This is a genomic window from Bifidobacterium polysaccharolyticum, assembly GCF_016101585.1.
GTDB lineage: Bacteria > Actinomycetota > Actinomycetes > Actinomycetales > Bifidobacteriaceae > Bombiscardovia > Bombiscardovia polysaccharolytica.
Window position 1 is genome coordinate 105,227 of the sequence record NZ_JACFQG010000005.1, and the last position, 19,641, is coordinate 124,867.

Annotated in this window: 15 protein-coding genes and 1 tRNA gene; 9 read left to right on the forward strand and 7 right to left on the reverse strand. The window is 60.5% G+C overall.

Translation table 11 applies throughout. The annotated features are described in order from the left end of the window. Positions 1–41 precede the first annotated feature (41 nt). Positions 42–1,874 (forward strand): ABC transporter permease family protein, encoded by a 1,833-nt coding sequence (locus tag H3T90_RS08535; RefSeq protein WP_198230241.1) that lies wholly within the window; start codon positions 42–44, stop codon positions 1,872–1,874. 132 nt (positions 1,875–2,006) lie between these two features. Then, entirely contained in the window at positions 2,007–2,849 is an 843-nt protein-coding gene (locus tag H3T90_RS08540; protein WP_198230242.1) for an ABC transporter ATP-binding protein, read from the forward strand. A gap of 20 nt (positions 2,850–2,869) precedes the next feature. On the opposite strand, the gene nagA is transcribed toward H3T90_RS08540, so the two are convergent. From nagA to H3T90_RS08560, 4 genes are read right to left on the reverse strand one after another with little or no spacing between them, the layout of a single operon-like run. After that, entirely contained in the window at positions 2,870–4,177 is a 1,308-nt protein-coding gene (nagA, locus tag H3T90_RS08545) for an N-acetylglucosamine-6-phosphate deacetylase (protein WP_198230243.1), read from the reverse strand. A 14-nt stretch (positions 4,178–4,191) separates the two neighbouring features. Next, positions 4,192–4,980, reverse strand: coding sequence for a glucosamine-6-phosphate deaminase (gene nagB / locus H3T90_RS08550; RefSeq protein WP_046322199.1), 789 nt, complete (start codon positions 4,978–4,980; stop codon positions 4,192–4,194). Then, positions 4,977–6,083 carry an ROK family protein gene (locus H3T90_RS08555; protein WP_198230244.1) on the reverse strand — a complete coding sequence of 369 codons (1,107 nt, stop codon included), beginning with the start codon at positions 6,081–6,083 and terminating at the stop codon, positions 4,977–4,979. Before H3T90_RS08555 ends, nagB begins: the two co-directional genes overlap by 4 nt. A 5-nt stretch (positions 6,084–6,088) precedes the next feature. Further along, positions 6,089–7,393 (reverse strand): AGE family epimerase/isomerase, encoded by a 1,305-nt coding sequence (locus H3T90_RS08560; protein ID WP_046322202.1) that lies wholly within the window; start codon positions 7,391–7,393, stop codon positions 6,089–6,091. Between the two features lie 298 nt (positions 7,394–7,691). Here H3T90_RS08560 and H3T90_RS08565 point away from each other — a divergent pair, with 298 nt between their 5' ends. Beyond that, a complete protein-coding gene (locus H3T90_RS08565; RefSeq protein WP_046322207.1) occupies positions 7,692–8,810 on the forward strand; it encodes an ROK family protein in 1,119 nt (372 codons plus the stop codon). 123 nt (positions 8,811–8,933) lie between these two features. Further along, a tRNA-Gly gene (locus H3T90_RS08570) sits at positions 8,934–9,007 on the forward strand. Between the two features lie 246 nt (positions 9,008–9,253). Here the strand turns inward: H3T90_RS08570 and H3T90_RS08575 are convergent. Then, a complete protein-coding gene (locus H3T90_RS08575; RefSeq protein WP_198191682.1) occupies positions 9,254–9,811 on the reverse strand; it encodes a DUF8453 domain-containing protein in 558 nt (185 codons plus the stop codon). Between the two features lie 693 nt (positions 9,812–10,504). Here H3T90_RS08575 and H3T90_RS08580 point away from each other — a divergent pair. The 3 genes from H3T90_RS08580 to H3T90_RS08590 all read left to right on the forward strand — a co-directional run bounded on the left by H3T90_RS08580 (position 10,505) and on the right by H3T90_RS08590 (position 12,539). Continuing rightward, complete coding sequence (locus H3T90_RS08580) at positions 10,505–10,738, forward strand: DUF2188 domain-containing protein (protein WP_045934889.1); 234 nt, start codon at positions 10,505–10,507, stop codon at positions 10,736–10,738. Positions 10,739–10,942: 204 nt separating this feature from the next. Then, positions 10,943–11,752 carry a hypothetical protein gene (locus H3T90_RS08585; protein WP_198230245.1) on the forward strand — a complete coding sequence of 270 codons (810 nt, stop codon included), beginning with the start codon at positions 10,943–10,945 and terminating at the stop codon, positions 11,750–11,752. 31 nt (positions 11,753–11,783) lie between these two features. After that, a complete protein-coding gene (locus H3T90_RS08590) occupies positions 11,784–12,539 on the forward strand; it encodes an alpha/beta hydrolase (protein ID WP_198230246.1) in 756 nt (251 codons plus the stop codon). Positions 12,540–12,545: 6 nt separating this feature from the next. Here H3T90_RS08590 and H3T90_RS08595 read toward each other — a convergent pair whose 3' ends face one another. Next, a complete protein-coding gene (locus H3T90_RS08595) occupies positions 12,546–14,777 on the reverse strand; it encodes a cation:proton antiporter domain-containing protein (protein WP_198230247.1) in 2,232 nt (743 codons plus the stop codon). A gap of 510 nt (positions 14,778–15,287) precedes the next feature. On the opposite strand from H3T90_RS08595, the gene H3T90_RS08600 reads away from it, so the two are divergent. After that, entirely contained in the window at positions 15,288–18,086 is a 2,799-nt protein-coding gene (locus tag H3T90_RS08600) for a cation-translocating P-type ATPase (protein ID WP_198230248.1), read from the forward strand. 59 nt (positions 18,087–18,145) lie between these two features. After that, positions 18,146–18,574 (forward strand): nucleoside deaminase, encoded by a 429-nt coding sequence (locus H3T90_RS08605; protein ID WP_198230249.1) that lies wholly within the window; start codon positions 18,146–18,148, stop codon positions 18,572–18,574. 10 nt (positions 18,575–18,584) lie between these two features. Here H3T90_RS08605 and H3T90_RS08610 read toward each other — a convergent pair whose 3' ends face one another. Further along, a complete protein-coding gene (locus H3T90_RS08610) occupies positions 18,585–19,478 on the reverse strand; it encodes a sulfite exporter TauE/SafE family protein (protein WP_332468248.1) in 894 nt (297 codons plus the stop codon). Positions 19,479–19,641: the final 163 nt, after the last annotated feature.

Genomic DNA, 19,641 nt, shown 5'->3' on the forward strand with positions numbered 1-19,641 from the left:
GCGGCCTGCAAATCCTGAACATCCTGGCTGGAGCCTGTCCCATGGCCTTGATTCTCCTGGTTCTTGAGGCTATGGTCCGGGGAGGAGAGGGTGCCGATTCGACCACTCCGGTAGTCATGGTAGCCATCTTTCTGACGTCTTCAGCTTCCGTTTCCAAGACCATCAGCGACCATGCCTTCACTGCTCAATGGGACAGGCTCATGCGCATCCGTCTGCTGGGCGCCTCCCCCTGTCGGCTCCTGGGCTCGATACTGGCCGTCCAAGGTCTCATGGCTGCCTTCTCAGGCCTCATTGGCGTGGCTCTGGGCGAGCTGATGAAGCCTCTGGCAAGGCCTGCCATGGCACGGCTGGACATGCTTTTGCCGGAGCATGGCATCCTGCCAAACCTCTCCTCCATTCTTATGACGGTCCTGCTTTCCGTTTTGTGCCAATGTCTGGGCGCCATATTGGCTGCAGCGAGTGTCATCCGAGCTCGGCCCGATTTGCAGTCCATGCCCCGCTCTTCCGGGAGACGGCACCGCGCCCTGTCTACTGCGGCCATGCTCCTGGTGGTCCTTGCGACTTGCATGATGATCTACCTAAAGGGGACTGGAGCGGCCGCCGGCGGTATGGGCATCTTTTTGATTCCTCTCTTGGCATGGGCCTTGATAAGAGTGGGCAGACCCCTATTGAACCGAGCAGCGGGGGTCATCATGGCGGGTTACCCAAAAGGTCCTGTGGTCACCTTGGCTTTGCGCAATCAGGAGACCACTAGGGCGGCCTCGCTCTTCACGATGGTGGTCGTCGCCACTGCAGTTGCCTGCGGACTTTTCGGCTTCTTGGGATACAGCGATGCCAATGCGCGCGCCTCTCTGACCACGGCTCTGGCAGGAGGGTCTGTGATCAGCCCGGTCGGCAGTGACCGAGGGGCCCTGGATCATTGGGCTGCCTATGTTCGGTCGCGCGATACTGATCCTCTTATTCTGGCTCCTGCCACCGTTGTGCCTATGGCAAAGGACGGTGCGGGATGCGACCGGCAAATACGCCGGGCCGCCTCCTACTATCGTGGTGCCTCACGCCTTCAAATAGATGGCGATCTCAGTCGGATTTTTCCGTCGGCAGCTCTGCATCCTGCGCGGGATAGTACAGGATTGGACGGGCTCGATGGGGTGGTGGCTTCCAGTCCGGAGGTGGGTGCGGGTCTGTCCCTCGGCGCGCCGGTCTGTATTGATGATGGGAATGGACCAGCTCGACGGAGTCGGATTGCGGCTATAGCTGACCTGCCGGGTGGAATGGGTCAGTATTTCATCCCCTCGCATCTATCTACTTCTACCTCCCGAAATGCATGGAAGACCGGATATGAACGTTGGGGCGGGCGCACTCCCCTGGCTCTGGTTTCGTCACAGGTGGGTGGCCGGGAGGTGCCGACAGGGGTCGTTGACCAGACGGCTGAAGCATGGGTGGCGAATCTGCCGACTGGCAAGATCTATGCACAGACCGGAGGGGAGGGGATGAAGGAAATGGCCGTCATCGTCTACCCGGTCTTGGTCATATGTGCCGTGGGCGTCCTGTCGCTGATCTTCACCATGGTTGAGGAGAGGCGTAGGACCAGGGCCGTGGCCGTCCTTCTTGATTTGGGAGTCTGGCGGTACGGATGCAGTGGGACGTTAAGGTACCTGAGCGAAGTCTTGCCGGCCTTCCTGCTGGCCTGCGCCGGTTCGCTCCTGGTTGTCAACCTCTGCTCTCACCCGCAGTCAGTCGAACTCTATGGAGGTATCTCCTTTTACTGTCCCGCTGGGCAGCTGGGTCTGCTTCTGGCGGTGGTCCTGGCGATGGGGCTGGTGGCCCTGGTCGCCCACATGATTTCCTATGTTCGTCTGGTCTGTCAGGGATGAGCAAAGCAGCCTGTGGTGGACTGGAAATAAGTGAGAGCGCCATGAAATGAGACGGAGTCTTACATTCGGCGGTTGTGAGCGGATGTTTTGAAAATTGCGTGTAAGAAGGCTGGGCGTGAGAAGGAGGGATGTATGGAAACAGGACATGATGGATGGGATGCAAGAAAATCTCAGGTAACTGCCCAGGGTGTGGGCCCGGATGGTGGCGGTACGGTCTTGCGGGCCAGGTCCGTTTGCTACGACTACTCGGAAAATGGACGACGCAGGCATCGTCTGCTGGGAAAGTCGTATGACAGGAATGGGCTGGCACCTCAAATCGGGCCAGTCAATATAGAATTGCAAGATGGCTGTATTACGGCCCTGATTGGACCCTCGGGATGCGGGAAGTCCACTGTGCTCAAGCTGCTTGCCGGCATCCTGACCCCCTTGCGAGGTCAGATTTGGTATGAGCATCGGGATATTGCTCGGCAGCCGGATTTTCGCCGGGCAAGGCTTCGCAGGACCGAATTCGCCTTCATTTTTCAGGATTACATGCTGGTCGATTCTTTGACGGTCGCCGAGAATATCATCCTGCCGCGGTCCTTGAATGGTTCAGCCACCGATGATGGTGCTGTACGTCGGGCTCTGGCCTGTGTGGACCTGCCGACCGGTGTAATGAGGCGAAAGGTGGGCGAGCTGTCAGGAGGTCAACAGCAGCGGGTGGCCATCGCTCGGGCCATGATCATGGATGCGCAGGTTCTCTTCGCGGATGAGCCCACCGGCAATCTGGATCCCAGAGCCCGTGAGGACACCCTTGATGCCATCCAAGCAGCCATGAGTGCGGGACTCAAGGCCAGCCTTCTGGTTACTCATGATGCCAGGGTGGCTTCCAGGGCCGACAGAATTCTGTATATGCAGGATGGGAGGATTTGCGGTTCCTATCCCCATATGGATCAAGAGGATATAGAGCGGCTCCTTCTGTCCGGGTCGGAGTAGGAGGAGCCGCTGAGGTCGATTCAAAGCTGAATTCTGTGCCCGTTACAGACCATGGTTTTGACGGACCAGTCAGCCGGGTTCAGGAGGAGGAGGTCGGCCGCATAGCCGGGTGCCAGCAGACCCAGCGGAGCACCGGTGATCGGGTTGGAGCGGTCCAGTCCCAGGGCCCGGGCAGGTGTCAGCGTGGCGGCTTCCACGGCCTGGGGGGCTGGCAGGCCGATGGCCTGGATAGCTCTGCCGACTGCCACATCCAGGGTCAGGGTTGAGCCGGCGATGGCCCCGTTGGAGGTCAGACGGGCGTGGCCGCCCTTCACTATTACATCCAGGGAACCCAGCTTGTAGGCGCCGTCCTCGCAGCCGGTGGCCTCCATGGCGTCGGTGACCAGGGCTATCCGATGGGGGAAGAGCCTGAAGGCCAGGTCGACGCAGGGGTCCTGCACATGGAAACCGTCGTTGATCAGCTCGGCCGTAACCCGGCGGTCCTCCACGGCGGCTGGAATGGGGCCCGGCTGACGGTGGTGGATGCCGTTCATGGCGTTGAAAACATGAGTGAGTATACGGGCGCCGGCATCGAATGCGCGGCGGGTCTGGTCATAGTCGGCATCGCAATGGCCAACCGCAGGCACCACACCGGACTCGGCCAGGCGGGATATGGCCTCGTAGCCATGGTCGCGCTCGGGGGCCAGGGTCACCTGGCGTATGCAACCGTCGGCAGCCTCCAGGAGATTGTCAAGAACTGCTGGTTCAGGATCGCGCAGGCACTTGGGATCATGTGCGCCCTTACGGGAGAGTGCGATGAAGGGCCCTTCCAAGTGGGCGCCCAGCACGTCGGGTCTGGAGTCCATGACCCTCTTGACTGAGCGCAGATTGGTGCACATCGTGTCGACCGGATTGGTGATCAGGCTGAGCACCTGCCTGGTTGTTCCATGGACCATATGGCAGGCCCTGGCTGTGCGAATGGCCTCTTCGCCGTCGTCAAATGAGTGAACCCAGCCGCCGTGGGAGTGGATGTCGATGAACCCGGGGGTGAGGATGAAGCTGGCTGCATCGATGAACTCAGCACCGTCCGCATTCACGTCATGGGTATCTGATCCAGGCTGGAAGGAGGGCGGCAGGCTGGGCAGGCCAGCGGCCCTCAGGGCGGATTCCAGGCTCTCTCTGCCTTGCCCGACCTGCTCAATCCTGCCATCCAGAGCCAAAATCCAGCTGTTTTCCCTGATTCCTCGAGCGTCTATCAGCCTTGCGCCAGTCAGGACAAGGGGATGGACCGGTCCGTGGAGGGATGATTCAACCGCGAGCCCCGCCGACTCGTATGCTTCCTTGGACATGTTTGGTTTGCCTTCTAGATGGACTGCCAGTCAGGCTTGTTGGCGTATGCCCACTTGTAGTAGTCGCGGTTGCGCAGGCGGGAGGCGGCGGCCTCGTCCACGATCACAGTGGCGTGGGGGTGCATCTGGAGGGCGGAGGCCGGGCAGAAGGACGATATGCCGCCTTCTACGCTCTCGGCAACGGCTTCCGCCTTACCGGCACCAAAGGCCAGGAGAACCAGCTGGCGTGCCTTGAGGATGGTCCCGATTCCCTGGGTGATGCAGTGGGTGGGCACCTGATCCATGTCATTGTCGAAGAATCGAGCATTGTCGATGCGGGTCTGCTCGGTCAGTGTCTTGATGCGGGTGCCCGAAGCCAGGGAGGATCCAGGCTCATTGAAGCCAATGTGCCCGTCTGTGCCGATGCCCAGGATCTGCAGGTCGACTCCGCCGGCATCCTTGATTGCCTGGTCGTACACACGGCCAGCGTCCTTGATGGTGTCCAGGTTTCCATTTGGCACCTGCACCTTGGCAGGGTCCAGGCCCAGAGGCTCGACCACGGTCCGGTTGATGGTGGACCGGTAGGACTGGGGGTGGGCCGGATCCAGGCCAGCGTACTCGTCCAGGGCGAATCCGCGCACCTGGGAGACATCGATACCTTCCTTGTGAACTAGGTCGGCCAGCGCCTGGTATGCCGCCAGGGGGCTGGACCCCGTTGCCAGACCCAGCACGCAGTCAGGCTTGCGCCGGATCAGGTCGGCTGTGCAGCGGGCATAGATTTTCCCGGCTTCCTCCTGGGACTTGACGATGATGATTTCGGTCATGATGCGATTTCCTTTCCAATAAGCTCAAATGGGCGGCTGTCGGCTGCCATGCGTCCTGCCAAGGCGGCACCGATGGCTGCGATGGGCAGGTCGGCTGGGGCCAGGCGCAACCGGTCGGGTAGCCTCAGCGAGGCGATGAAGTGGCTACAGGCCGCGCTCTTATTCAGATGCTCGGTGACCAGATCCAGCAGGGGCTGGCCGGTTTTGCTCATGCCACCGCCCAAGATGATGACTGCAGGGTCGATAGCCAGGGCCACGATCTGGACAGCCAGGGCAATGCCATGGCCGATGATGTCCTGGACTTCCTTGGCGTGCTGGTTCCCCTTGCTTGCCTGGGCAATCAGGTCAGGCAGGGGGTGGGCGATTCCCGGCCAAAGGGTTTCCACTGCCGCACCTGAGGCCACGGTCTCCAGGCAGCCGCACTGGCCGCACTTACAGGGGAACTGATGGGCATCCACTGAGATGTGGCCAATTTCGCCGATTGCCCCGCTGGCTCCGTGTTCGATCCGACCCTCACGGATGATGCCCGCTGCCAGACCGGTGCCTAGGTTGATGAAGGCCACTACGTGGTCGTCCTGGTCGGGCAGGGCCCTGGGTCCGTCACGCCCAGGCTCTGATGCTGGTCGTCGGACCTGGTCCCGGGCAGCTTCGGAGTGGGGTGTGGTTCCAGGGGCTATCAGGGTGTTGTCAGCCTGCGAGGCGGCTCCCAGAGCAGCGATGTTGACATCGTTCTCGACGCGGACGGGCAGACCGGTCGTCTTGGCAACGGCAGGGCCCAGAGCCATGTGGCGGATTCCCAGATTGACTGCGTCGTCCACCATTCCACGGTTTGCATCCACGCGCCCCGGGATCCCCAGGCCTACGGTGACCGGCCCCCGATTCAGGCCAACCGGATCCAGTAGGTGGTGGATAAGTGTCACGGTGTCGTCATGAACCGCTTGGTTACCCTTGCGCGTGGGTATTCGGTGGCAAGCCAGCAGGCGCTTGTCGCCGTCTATGGCCACGCCTTCGATCTTGGTACCGCCAATGTCAATTCCTAGGCTGATCGGACCGGCCTGGACGCTATCTGTATCCGCCTCGGGATGCGGGGTCGATGCTGCCATGGATTTCAGCGGGCCTGATCCTGCTCCGCCTGCCCCTGTCCGCAAGCCTTCTTGATGGCCGTAGCGATGGAGACCGCCGGGTCGTTGTAGGGGATCAGGGTGGACTGGAAGGCATGGTAGAGGTCGGACTTGCCGGGCCAGACCGTGCCGATCACGTGGTTGTCGGCATCCAGCTGATGCCACCAGGATCCGCCTTGGTGATCAATCAGATAGTGGTCTACATAGCTGCAGAAGGTGGCGTACCAGTCAGCGTAGGTGGCCTTGCCGGTGGCTGCGTAGAGAGTGGACGAAGTGTTCAGGGCTTCGGCCAGGGTCCAGTGCATGCGGTCGTGGACCACCGGGCGGCCCTGCCAGTCCGTGGTGTAGACCAGGCCTTCGGCCCCGTCGGCGGCCCAGCCATCCTCAACAGCCCTGGCGAACAGGTGCTCGGCTGCCTCGATGTAGCGGCTGCGGTCGGCCTCCCGATCGAACCTGCTTAGGGCGTACTGGGTGATTAGCCTGGCCCATTCGATTCCGTGGCCCGGCGTGGCCCCGTAAGGCTTGAACTGGTCGGCCTTGTTGTCCTGGTTGTAGTCCAGGTCGGCCTGCCAGTCGCTGTTGAAATGTTCGGGGATGCGCCACTGGTTGTTCTCAGCCCAGCTGATGACCTGGTCGATGATGCGACCGGCGCGCTCGCGATAATCCTCCTTGCCGGTGGCATCGGCCACGGCCAGGAAGGCCTCGGTGCTGTGCATGTTGGCGTTGAGCCCCCGGTAGGGGTCCAGACGGGTGAAGCCGCTGTCCCAGGTGTCGACGGCCAGGCCCTTGTCGTCATCCCAGAAGTAGCGGTTGAAGATCTCCAGCGCCTGATCCAACAGGTCCTGTCCGTCAGGGTCGCCCGCCAGCATGGCCGAAGAGGCAGCCAGGACTACGAAGGCATGGGTATAGCAAGTCTTGCCGCTCTCGGGCTGGCCCTGCCAGGAGACCGAGGGGTACCAGCCGCCGTGTTCGTCGTCGTGTAGGTTGCCTTGAAGGGCCTGAACACCGCGGTGGGCCAGCTCCGATGCGCCCGGGTAGCCCAGGAGGCTGCCGATGGCGTAGACATGGGTCATCCTGCAGGTGATCCAGGTCTGGATTCCCTGCTCGGGGTCGATGCTGCCGTCGTCATTGAGCCAGCCGGCGCCGCCCTGCTCGGTGGGGAACCCCCGCCCGAAGTCCAGGAAGCCATAGGTTTGCGAGGCCATGAAGATGCGGTTGGCTTCGTTGCCCAGCAGGTATCGGGGATTTGTGGTGGACGGTGAGACTCCCGAATGGTTCGGTGTGGTGGTCATGGCGATCGCTCCTTTGCTCAGCGAGGGGATGCAGCTGTTTCTGGTATCTGTTCACAGCCTAACACGTAATTGTTAGGAAACTGAACTTTTTACTGGCTGCCCCGTTGTCTTGTCTATGATGCTAGTGCGCAGTCTTGAAAAATGAACCGCTCTGGTGTCGCAATGACGAGGTCTGAGCCTGCCCGGAAAAGGGCGTTTACAATATAAGATGCAAGTATGGATGGGCGCGGTCACGGGGTTCAAGGCCCAATCCCCACGGCGGGTCCCCGTCCCCGCATTATTTATCGTCAGGTGAATCATGACCATCAATACCGGCAACCTGTCCAAGGCGTTGCCTGAGTCGGTGCGGCAACACAACCGAGCCATCCTGCTTAGGCTGCTCTATCCTGATGTCAGTATGACCAGGGCTGACCTGGCCCGAGCCTCCGGGCTGACCAGGGTCGCCATATCGGACATCGTGGCCGAGCTGCTGGGTGAGCATCTGCTCATGGAAGTTGGTTATAGCAAATCCACCGGGCCGGGCAAGCGTGGACGGCTATTGCGCATCAATCCCGACGGGCGAAGCATCCTGGCCCTGGACCTTTCCACTCCTTATGTCTTTAGGGGAGCGGTGCTCAACCTGACCGGACAGGTGGTGGCGCGTGAAGAGATCCCTCTGACCACTGACGGCAAGGTTCCCCTGGACTTGGTGGGGGAGTTGTCCGATTCGCTGATGCAACGGGCGGCCCATCCCATCATGGGCATAGGCGTATCTAGTCCCGGCATCGTCAGTGCTGAAGGCGTGGTGGACGATGCCACCAACCTGGGCTGGGTTCAGACCGACCTGCGCGGCTATCTGCACGAGAAGACAGGCCTGGAGGTGACGGTCAACAACGATGCCAACAACGAGGTCCTGGCCGAGCGGCAGTTCGGCTCAGGTCAATCCGACCTGCTGCTGGTCCACCTGGGCAACGGAGTCGGGGCAGGGTTGCTGGTCTCTGGCGAGCTGGTGACCGGTTGCAACCGTGCAGCCGGTGAGATCGGTCATGTAGTGGTGGATCCAACTGGTCCTCAGTGTCGCTGCGGCAAGCGCGGCTGCCTGGAATCCTTGATTAGCGTTCCCAGGCTGACTGCTGCGATGGATCGGGATCCTGACAATCTGGCAAGCATTCTGCGGCGGGCTGGTGAACTGCTGGGCCGCGTTCTGACCATGCCCGCCGGCCTTATGGACATTCCTCGCGTGACTGTTCTAGGGGACTCCAGGGTGGTCAACCGCATCTTCCTGAGCGCCATGGAGAAGACTATGAACGATGCCCTGGCCACTGATTTTCGGCGACCTCTTGTGGTTGACCGCTCGGCCTTGGGGGAGGATGCTGCCTTGCTCGGGGCCTGCTCCACAGTAGTGGCCGACCTGATTGAGCCTGACGGCACTGTCTGAAAGTGGGTTGAAGACCTTGCTCGCAACCGTGCTCGGAGTTGGTGATTCGCGCACATCGCCGAGACCTGCTACCATGGTGACTCGCATGCGGTTGGCCGAGGCCTGACCCCGGTAGCCGGATTTGCGGGCGTAGTTCATTGGTAGAATGGAAGCTTCCCAAGCTTCAGAGGCGGGTCCGATTCCCGTCGCCCGCTCCAGTCTGATTTACAAGCGCGTCAATAAAGATTAGAATTTCAAACCTTTTATATTCGCATATATGAGCTTTTATTGACGTGATCCGGCTTTTTCTGAGATCGCGCCTTATTCCACAGATCTGACATATGGAATATGAGGTGCTTACGTGGATATTTGTTGGTCATAAGCTTATCAAGTCTGTATATCTCTGCAAAGCGCCTTGTTCCTAAATGGCTTTCGTTGGTTCTCGATAAGAATACTCTTGAAAATTATTCCTCAGTGACAGACGCGGAAGAATAAATGCCGAAGTCAAGCTTTTGATTATCATTCACGTACTGTCGGCCTAATGCGTCTTTCCACTCAACATGAAGTATCTGGCGAGAACGGTTTGATCCTACTAAGAGTTGAACTGCGGTCAAGTGTTGTGCGTCGATAATAATGGTTTCTTCGTCTGGCTTCAGTTTTGGAAGATTTCGGGCCAGATATTCTACGCCTGCATAGCTTTTTAGACTTATTCCTGGCGAAAGCGAAAATTTGATATCGAGGGCAATGGAACCGCCTACGTTGGTGAGAAACACCGTATCAAGGGTGCTGCCCTTCATTTTTGCAATGCGAACTATGATGAGCGGCTCCGTTGCGCTGATATGGGCGTTGTACTCTTTATAAGCGATGATGGCTGCGATAAGGGCGATGAGGAAGGTGCCAAAAGCCCACCACGCCTGCCAGTCGGAGTTGTTGCCGGTAACCCATTGGTAGAGGTATGGAATAACGCAAAAGAGGACTGAACCTGCTATTAGGGCAGGTATGGTCCATTTCTTTTGTCTCATAGCATCAGTTTAAGAGGCATGGCATTTCGTATTTCTTCGTCAGATAGCTTTTGTCGTTTAGAACTGGAATTCAGCCGTTTCCTTGATTTAAGAGTTTATCCTTCAATTCTGGTCTGTCTTCAAGATCGTTGACTCCTACGGAATCAAAGATGCCGATGCACATTGGGAAAATCCGTCGTGGAAATTCGACTGATGTTGAGGATGTAATTATAGAAAAGCGTTCAGGTTTGGTGATGTTCACTGCTCAGTCGATTAATGTTATGAACTCACTTGCATGTGCAGAGCCGGACGGTTCTCTGCAGTCGGTTGTTAGTGCTAATTCGATACGCTGATTCCCGCTTTTCTTGTAACCAGGTGCTGACGCGTGAGAAGTTCGAACTGTTCTGCTTGAGCCAAATTATTCGACAATAGCCAATTTGTATTCATTGGAAGTAGTTCATAACAGGTTTTATTCGTACCTCGACGTGGCCGAAGTCATGCGTGTGCTTTTCGGTATTTGCAGGACCACGTCGAGTTATAGCCGGATTTCGTTCTAACTAGAAAGTCACTTCGTATTTGAGACAGGAGTTGCTACACAGGGCTGTGTCTTTGTTGAACAATATTCCTGAAACTTCCGGAGTGTCGAAGCACGGTGCCTCAGGCCGGGCAGTGGAAGATGAGGGGGTACAGGGAAGTATGGAAAGGACGGCCATCATGGCTGATTATCACGTGCAATACGACGGGGATCGCGATCTCTGGACAGTCAAGCGGGCCGGTGCTTCACGCGTCTCTCGCACTTTTGCTACCAAGGCGGAGGCCACCAAGCAGGCCAAGGTCTTTGCAGACCGGTCCGGCGGTGGTGAGGTCAATATCCATAACAAGGGTGGCAACAAAATCCGCGACAAGCGCACCATAGGCAAGAAGGATCCTCGAGACATCAAGGGCTGAACGCCAACTGAGCTCTGGGACTTTTCGCTATCATCGGGCCTGTGCTGGTGCCGAACGTCGCGGCGATAAGTAACTATGCGGTTCTGACTAGGCCCATCTATCAGCCCGGCAGGATGTTGGGATGGTGAAGCATTGGCCGGAGTCGCTAGTCTGTATGTGTCCGTCCCCATAGACTGAAACCAACCGTGAAAGGTGGCGAAGTCGATGGCCGATGGATTCAACCAGCTGGATCAGCGGCTGGCGGACAGCGGGTATGACGAGGGTCTGCCAGCCTCCTACCCTCCCCACCCCGGTATGGACGAGCGTCCTATTCAGATAGCCCATGCCAACATCTGGAGTCGGTTTGCGGCAGTCACAGGATTGGTGTCAGCTCTTGCGGGCGCGGCCTTGCTGGCCCATGCCATTGCCCCCTCCAGGCTGGGAGTCATAGGTCAGGTGGGCATTTCGGCCTGGGTGGGTGTCTCCGTCGCTTTTGCACTGTTGACCGTAATCCTGGTCGTCATAGCCCGTCATTCCGGACCAGTCCCGAACCGGCCATCAGTAGGCTCGGCGGGTATTATTCTTTTGATTTGTGGAATGCTCTTGACAGTGGCAGGTCTGCTTATTGCCAACTCTTCTCCCAAGGGCATCATCAAGGCTCCTGCGCGTGACGAAGCGCCCATCAGCTCGCCCCAGGCCATGACCGGCGGTATTGATAAGGCTGCCGGCCAGTGCGCTTCAGGTTGGCATGACATCGGCTTGGACGGGTATGTGGGCATCTCCCAAGCCCGGTATTGCACGGATACGACCATGGCCTACGTGGTCTTCGACAACGATTCAGCGGCATCCTTGGCCAAAGGGCCTATCCGCGCTCGCGTGCCTGACCTGATCTCCCGCTATGGAGGCGGGTTGCAGCCCCAGGATCTATGGCTGCTGACCGGCAAGCGTTGGATGGTGGTGGGCAGCAAGGCCCAGGTGACCGGACTGCAGAGCCAGTGGGGTGGCCAGGCCGAGCCACTCATAAGTCAGCATTGAATGACCGGGCCGGTCGACTATCGTGGCAGATATGGATCAAGCACAAAAGGATAACGGCGGATTGGTGGGTCAGCCCTCCACGGTGGTGCCCGGACGTTTTGGGCAGGAGCTCAAGGTCGAGCAGGTCCTTTGGTCCCGCAAGCAGGGCACAGCCAACCCCTCGCGGCCCATTTTTGTACTCATGCACGGTTGGGGCTCCAATGAGGAGGACATGGCTGACCTGATGCGCTACGTGGCTCCTTACAACGACTACGCCTCCTTGCGGGCACCCATGGTGGTGCCTGGCAGCGAGCGCGGCATGTTCGGCCCGGGCTACACCTGGTTCCACGATATGCGCCCCGAGCAGGAGGATCTGGATCGGGATGGCTATGCAGCAGCTCGGGCTGTGGACGCCTGGGTTTCAGCCAACATCCCCGAGGACCGACCTGTGGTGGCCATGGGCTTCTCCCAGGGAGCCATGCTGGCTGTTCATCTGCTTCGGGTTAACCCTGAGCGCTACCGAGCCTCCATATGCCTATCCGGGTTCCTGGCTCCAGGCCTGGTGCCCGGTACTGCTCCCGCGGATGAGCGCCTTGCTGGCTTGAACAAGCCGGTCTTTCTGGGCTTCGGTTCGGATGACACCACGGTGCCCAAGTACGAATTCCGTGCCCTGGCCGCCTGGCTGGACGAGCACGTATGGCTGCACACCACCGAGTACGACCACCTGGAACATGCCGTCGACATGCGCGAGATGAACGACCTTCGCCAGTGGCTGGGCGAGATCGACGTGACCTCGGGCCTTATGTAGATCGGCTCACAGGGCCGAGTCGGCATCGACCTGCATGACGTAGACATTGCGGCGCATCTTCCTGGCTGTCGTACGCGAGATTTCCCCGGATTCGACCATGTCCTGGATTTGGCTCAGTTCGATGGCGTAGCCCTCGCGCTTGGTCTCCTCCAGCTGATCCCTGATGGCAGGTATGCCCGCGTATTCGGTCTTTCCCTCCGCCGAGGATTCGATCATTTGGTGGTTGATGATGGTGTTCAACAGGTCCTCGGTCTTGAAGCGGCCCTTGCCCAGCTCGGAGTAGAGCTTTTCAATCAGGAAGTGGTTCATCTCTGCCTGCAGGTGGCGCCCGGCAACGAAGACCTGGTCCTTGTCGATCGGCTGGGTCAGGTGCTTCAGGCGGTGGAACTGGCTGTGCAACAGCCCTCTGAGTCGTCTGCGAGCCGTATAGGCCCTCCAGCGCAGCTCCCCGCCCCTGTCCAAGTGGAAGAGGGACCCGGATATGGTGGACAGGATCCTGCGGGCGGCCTGTTCCTGGCTGCGCAGATTCAGCAGTTCCTCCTGGTCGTCTCCCCGTTCACTGCGCCGGTCGATCAGCTGGGCATCGGCATCCCTGTCGGCTACGGTCTCGGCCTCGGTGCTGGGTTCGGCCTCGGTCTGGTTCCCGGTGGCAGACTGCGTTGATGCGGGTGCCTGTTCTATGCCTGCGTCTTCGCTTCTGAGCCGCTCCTCCAGCTGATCCTGGGCTTCTTCGATCCGGCTCAGCCGCTCCTCCATATAATCCTGTTCCCACTCCATGGTCTGCACCTGCAGGTCCTGGAAGTCCTTGGGGGAGTACTGGCCGATCTCTGACTTGAGCTTGGCGATGCGGTGATTGTACTGCTTGATTACCTGCTGGACGGCCAGCCGGTTCTCGTCTGTAATCCTGCTGGAGAGTTCCCGGACCGTGCCCCTGAGCACCTTGATGGATTTCTCGACCTGCTGGGCCGGTACTTCGCTGCTCTGTGAAGGAGCCAGCAGGGGCAGGGCGAAGTTGGCCAGCACCAGGGTGACGATGATGACCCCGGCGGCCACGAAGATCAGCTCGCTGCGCATGGGGAAAGCCGACCCGTCGTCGGTCATATAGGGGATGGTCAGCGCCAGGGAGAGGGTGATGGTTCCCTTTGGGCCGCCGAAGGTCATGACGGCCGCCGACCTCAGGAGCTTGGATGTGATCCGTGGTCTGCTGCCGGTTTCATAGTCCTTGGTGAAGATTAGGACGCTGGCCGTCCAGAGAAAGCGCAACACGATCACGGTCAGGCAGACCACAGTGATGGTAGCCACCAACATCCAGTTGCTGACCCGCCGGTCTCGCCAGCTGGTGCCCATGGCTGCCGGCAGCAACATGCCCAGAAGGACGAAGACCGCACCGTTGAGGCTGAAGGAGAGTACCTTCCAGACGCTGGACGAGACGATGTTGGCCTTGGAGGTATTGGGTCCCACTCCGGTGTGGTCGAAGCGAATCAGCAGTCCGGTGGAGACCACGGCCAGGATTCCGGACACATGCAGAATGTTCTGCCCGACCATGTATATCAGGAAGGGAAGGAAGAGCTCCAGCAGGATCCTGGTAGTCGTGGTTTCCCAGCCCAGGCGGCGGGCCGACTCAAAGAGCCAGTTGATTACAAAGCCCATGATCAGGCCGAAGCCGATGCCACCTACGAATTCAACGAAGAACTCGCCCAGGGCCTGGGGCAGGGAAAAGGAGCCGGTCACGGTGGCCAGGATGGCGAACTGGAAGCCGATGACGCCGGTGGCGTCGTTGAAGAGCGATTCGCCGGCCAGGATTGAATGTTCGTCCGGTGTCAGGTCGGCGCTCTCGCCCAGGGACGAAACGGCCACGGCATCGGTGGGTCCCAGGGCTGCGCCCAGGGCCATGGCTGCAGCCAGGGGGAACATGGGCCAGGCGGCATGCAGGATGACGCCCACCATGAGCATGGTCAGAGCAGCCAAGCCAATGGCCAGGGAAAGGGATGATCGCAGCCCCTTGAGCAACTCCACCTTGTTGATGGTATGGGCCTCGTAGTAGAGCAACGGCGCGATGAAGAGGACCATGAACAGCTGGGGATCCAGCCGCATCCGCGGGAAAATGGGCAGCAGGGCCATGACTGCGCCCAGAACGATCTGGACCAGGGGGGTGGAGATCCGGGGAACGAATCTGGAGATGAAGGAAGAGACGAGGACGGCAGCAAGTATGCACAGAATGAGAATGAATGTTTCCACGGGCTTCCTTTCCGCCACGCAATCCCGGGCGGGCTGCTGCAGGCCCGACTAGCAGGGTTCGTTCGACCAATGAAGGAATCTCCGAGTGCAGGGTCGCATGAGGATCGACGTCGCATCGTCCATTATACGGAATCACGGTATCCAGGAACAGCATTAATGGCCAATGTGCGCTAAGTTGACACCTCAAGCCAAAATGGTGGACAGACTGCGCTCGCGATAGGCGAACATTTGTGAAAATCCGGCCCGGGGACTCCTCCTAAGCATATGAAAGGCCGGCTTAATCGGTATACTCGTCAAGACCGGGAAGGCTCCAAACCTCCCAGAGGTGCACCGCTTGAAGCGGCTGACCATGGAGCCCCATCTCTTGACCCCGGGGACTCGCGCGCACGCTATTGTTTCCCCGATGCTTTTGGACATCCCCCGGTCCAAAAGGAAGATTGCAAGAAAGACTGCAGAGGGTCGCATGCGGGGACAAATGACCGATCCGGTTTGGAAAGGCCAGGTTGACCGATGACATCATCCATGACATCTACAGACATCAAGAATCAGAACGCAGCGGCGGCAGGGGCTGACATGCGTTTCGACGACACCGACTGGCACAGCCTGGAGACCTCGGCTGTGCTGGAGACCCTGCACACCGGGGACCAGGGTTTGGATACGCAGGAGAGCGCACGCCGACTGGAGCTCTTCGGGCCCAACAGCCTGGCTGAGGTCCAGGCCAAACCCCGTTGGAAGCTCTTCCTGGAGCAGTTCGCCGGCCCCCTGATCGCCGTCCTGATGGTCTGCGGCATCATCACCATTTTTCTGCAGCACTATGTTGATGCGGCGGCTATTTTCCTGGTCCTTTTTCTCAATGCCATCATCGGCTATGTGCAGGAGTCCAAGGCCGACAAGGCCGTGGAGGCTCTGACCACCCTGTCCACCCCCACCACACGGGTGGTGCGCCAGGGCAGGATGGAGCAGATTGACGCCGACCAGCTGGTGCCGGGCGATCTGGTCCTCCTGGAGAGCGGCGACCGCATCCCCGCCGACCTGCGGTTGATCGAGGCCCTCCACCTGCGCATCGACGAGGCCATGCTGACGGGCGAGAGCGAGGATGCCAAGAAGAATACGGACCCCGTGGACCGCGATGCAGCCCTGGGCGACAGGCGCTGCATGGCCTTCTCAGGCACTATGGTCACCAGCGGCCGTGGACGCGGGCTGGTGGTGGCCACCGGGTCCGACACCGAACTGGGCGAAATCAATGATCTGGTCCATGTGGCCAAGGGCCGCACCCCCCTGCAGCGGATCATCCACCGCACCGAGGTGGGCATCGCTGTCGCCGTCATCCTGGTGGCCATCTTCGTCTTCATCGGCGGAGCCATCCTCAATGGCGACGCTACTGGGGCCTTCCTGTCTGCAGTCTCCCTGGTGGTGGCCTCCATGCCTGAGGCCCTGCCCATCGTGCTTACCGTGGCCATGGCCTTGGGAGTCTCGAGGATGGCCGAATACCATGCCATCGTTCGTTCACTGCCGGCTGTTGAAACCCTGGGCTCCATCACCGTCATCGGCTCGGACAAGACCGGTACGCTGACCCAGAACCGCATGACCGTGGAACAGTTCACCCTGGGCGGCGGTCAGCCGGTCCCCGTAGAGGGCATGGACCTGGGTGCAGCGGCTGTATCCGACGACGATCGGATGCGCGGTCTGGCCGCCCTTGCTCGGGCCGGGGCTCTGACCAATGAGGCCCACCGGCAGCCGAATGAACAAGGCGGCATCGAATACAGCGGCGACGCGGTCGATATGGCCATGGCCCGCCTGGCCGACCAGACCGGGGCTGTGACCACCGAAGATTTGGACGCTCCTATCGTCATGGAGACCCCTTACGAGCCGGAGTTGCTCCACTCCATGACCATCCGCCGCAGTCCAGACGGCACCTTGACCCAATATGTCAAGGGAGCCCCGGACGCGGTCATGGCCATGAGCCGAACCATGCTGGACCCGGATGGCCAAGTCGTCCCCCTGGACACCCAGGCTGTCCACAAGTCCTACGAAGCCATGGGCTCCCAGGGGCTGCGCGTCATAGGTGTGGCCAGCAGGGTCCTTTCCTCTGGCCAGGATCCCGCTTCCCGCCGTCGACCTGACGACCTGACCTTCCTGGGGCTGGAGGGCATGCTCGACCCGCCTCGACCCGGCGTGCGCGAGGCCATCGCCGAATGCGCCGGTGCCGGCATCCGCGTGGTCATGATCACCGGCGACCACCCGGTGACCGCAGCCGCCATAGGCCGCCGCCTGGGTCTGGAGCACACCGATCAGGCACTGACCGGCAGTGAAATGCTGGAGATGAGCGACGAGGTCCTCCGGGCCCGTCTGCGTGAGACCTCCATCGCTGCCCGCGTCTCCCCCCAGGACAAGCTGCGCATTGTGGAGGCTCTGCAGGATGAGGGCCACGTGGTGGCTGTGACCGGCGACGGCGTCAATGACGCCCCGGCACTGAAGGCCGCCTCGGTGGGCATCGCCATGGGCCGTTCCGGCACAGACGTGGCCCGTGAGGCCAGCGATGTGGTCCTGACCGACGACAACTTCGTCACCATCACCCAGGCCGTGCGCCAGGGAAGGGTCATCTTCAAGGCCATCCGCGGGTCCGCCTACTTCCTCCTGTCCACGGCTGCAGCCGCCATGATCGCCGTGGGGGTCAACGTAATCTCCGAGGAGCCCCTGCTCTTCCTGCCCCTGCAGATGCTCTGGATCAACTTCGTGACCAACGGTGTCCAGGACATCGCCCTGGGATTCGAGCCTGGCAATGGGGATGAGCTGGAGTCGCCCCCGCGTTCGTCTGGAGAGGGTCTGCTCTCGCGGGTGCTCTGGGCGCGACTTGCCGTCTGCGGGCTCTGGATGGCCACCTGCATCCTGGTCCTCTTCCGCTTGAACATCAACGCGGGAATGGATCTGGCCCACGCCCGGACCATCGCCCTGACCCTACTGGTCCTCTTCAACTTCTTCGTCGCCATGTCGGCCCGGTCCGAGAACAGGCTGATCTTCCAGCTCAACCCCTTGGACAACATCTTCCTTCTGGTGGCCTCGTTCGTGGCCCTGGGCATCCATGCGGGGGCCATGTATCTTGCTCCGGTTGCGGGCGTTCTGGGCATGGCCCCCTTGAGCGCAAGCCAGTGGCTCATCTGCCTGGGGATTGGACTGACGGTCCTGATTTTCAGCGAAGGCGACAAGATGGTTCGTGCCTTCCTGGCCAAGCGTGGCATCGACACATCGGGGCGGACCAAGGGCCATCTGCACCATGTGCGCCGCCGCATCGCAGGCATGATCAACTGAACCGACCTGTCGGGCTGGACTGCCAGACTGAACCCGTGCAAGAACGGTGGAAGGCGTCCATGGAGGAGGCCCTGCGGCTGGCCGGCCTGGCCGGAGACCGGGGGGACGTGCCCGTGGGCGCCCTGGTCTTGGATGCCTCGGGCCGGGTCATCGGCCGGGGCTTCAACCAGCGGCAGGCCATGGGCCGTCCCCTGGCTCATGCCGAGATGGAGGCCATTGGGAAATCCGACGCGGGCTGGGATCTGGCAGGGTGCACCATGGTCGTGACCCTGGAGCCCTGCCCTATGTGTGCAGGAGCCCTGATGGCCTGCCACTTCAGCAGGGTGGTCTTCGGCGCCTGGGATCCCAAGATGGGAGCCTGCGGGTCGGTCTGGGATCTGCCCCGTGACCCGCACACAGGATCAAAGGTCGAGGTGCTGGGCGGTGTGTGTGAACAGACATGCGCAGGAATTCTTGCCGATTTCTTCGCCCGGCACCGTCAGGGCTGAGTCCTGTTTTTCAGTTGCGGTTGCGATTGGCCCTGTACCGCTGGAAAGCCGGAGTGATCTGGAGGGCCGCCCAGATGCACCGCAGGACGATCAGGCAGAGGTAGGCGGCGAACAGATTGGCGCCTACTCGCGCGCTGACCCCTGAAGCCGCCCAGGTGCCCAAAGGCGTTGTCAAGGCGGCCACGATTCCCAGAAGCAGCCCCTGACCGGCATGGACCAAGTGGTGTCGCAGGTTGGTGAACGTCCCTGACAAGGAACTGGGCAGGATGGCCAGCAGGGAGGTTCCCCTGGCGATCAGGTCGCTAGCCCCTAGCAGGGCCAAGGCCGGCACCGCGATGGCTCCGCCGCCTACGCCCAGCAGCCCTGACAGGGTTCCGATCAGGATGCCGACCAGCAGAATGATCATGGCCACTACCGGGCTCAGCTGGATGCTGCTCTCCCTGGAGGGTGTGGACAGCAGCTGCTGGGCAATGACTGCCATCAGGAAGCCTACGTATAGCCACCTGAGCATCACCTCTGGAAGCCGGTCCAGCAGCCAAGTGCCGATCTGCGCCCCAATGACCGTGCCGACGGCCAGCAGCAGGGCGGCCAGCCAGTCCACATGCCCGCCCAGGGCATAGGAGGCCACTCCGGCCAGCGACATGGGGATCATTGAGGCCAGCGAGGTGGCCGAGGCCTGACGCTGCTGCAGTCCGGTCCATACCAGGGCTGGCACGATGATCGATCCGCCGCCAATGCCGAACATCCCCGACAGGAATCCGCTGATCACGCCCACCAGGACCAGGATGGCCAGGGTCCGCCGGTCCATCCCTCCGGCTCCTCGCTGCTCTTTCTGCATGGGTTCCAGCCTAGGTCGACGTTTTCGTCGGGATGGCAGGATGTCCGCGTATGTGCCGATGGGCACCGACCAGACGTGGCGATGTCTTTTAAGGTTCAGAAATCGATGTGTATTCCAGCCCTTATGTCCACCATGCGACCTTAGCCCAAGTTCCCCTCTGCCGTCTCGGCATACTGCTTGGTATCCCCCGGGCCGGTCCCTGGAGGTGCGTTGTCTATTCAAGAGAACA

Bases quoted from the DNA above. Each gene is read 5' to 3' on its own strand.
- H3T90_RS08575 (WP_198191682.1), bottom strand. From the start codon at position 9,811: ATGAGACAAAAGAAATGGACCATACCTGCCCTAATAGCAGGTTCAGTC.
- H3T90_RS08560 (WP_046322202.1), bottom strand. From the start codon at position 7,393: ATGACCACCACACCGAACCATTCGGGAGTCTCACCGTCCACCACAAAT.
- nagB (WP_046322199.1), bottom strand. From the start codon at position 4,980: ATGACCGAAATCATCATCGTCAAGTCCCAGGAGGAAGCCGGGAAAATC.
- H3T90_RS08585 (WP_198230245.1), top strand. From the start codon at position 10,943: ATGGCCGATGGATTCAACCAGCTGGATCAGCGGCTGGCGGACAGCGGG.
- H3T90_RS08565 (WP_046322207.1), top strand. From the start codon at position 7,692: ATGACCATCAATACCGGCAACCTGTCCAAGGCGTTGCCTGAGTCGGTG.
- H3T90_RS08540 (WP_198230242.1), top strand. From the start codon at position 2,007: ATGGAAACAGGACATGATGGATGGGATGCAAGAAAATCTCAGGTAACT.
- H3T90_RS08535 (WP_198230241.1), top strand. From the start codon at position 42: ATGGCCTTGATTCTCCTGGTTCTTGAGGCTATGGTCCGGGGAGGAGAG.
- H3T90_RS08600 (WP_198230248.1), top strand. From the start codon at position 15,288: ATGACATCATCCATGACATCTACAGACATCAAGAATCAGAACGCAGCG.
- H3T90_RS08580 (WP_045934889.1), top strand. From the start codon at position 10,505: ATGGCTGATTATCACGTGCAATACGACGGGGATCGCGATCTCTGGACA.
- H3T90_RS08590 (WP_198230246.1), top strand. From the start codon at position 11,784: ATGGATCAAGCACAAAAGGATAACGGCGGATTGGTGGGTCAGCCCTCC.
- nagA (WP_198230243.1), bottom strand. From the start codon at position 4,177: ATGTCCAAGGAAGCATACGAGTCGGCGGGGCTCGCGGTTGAATCATCC.
- H3T90_RS08605 (WP_198230249.1), top strand. From the start codon at position 18,146: ATGGAGGAGGCCCTGCGGCTGGCCGGCCTGGCCGGAGACCGGGGGGAC.
- H3T90_RS08555 (WP_198230244.1), bottom strand. From the start codon at position 6,083: ATGGCAGCATCGACCCCGCATCCCGAGGCGGATACAGATAGCGTCCAG.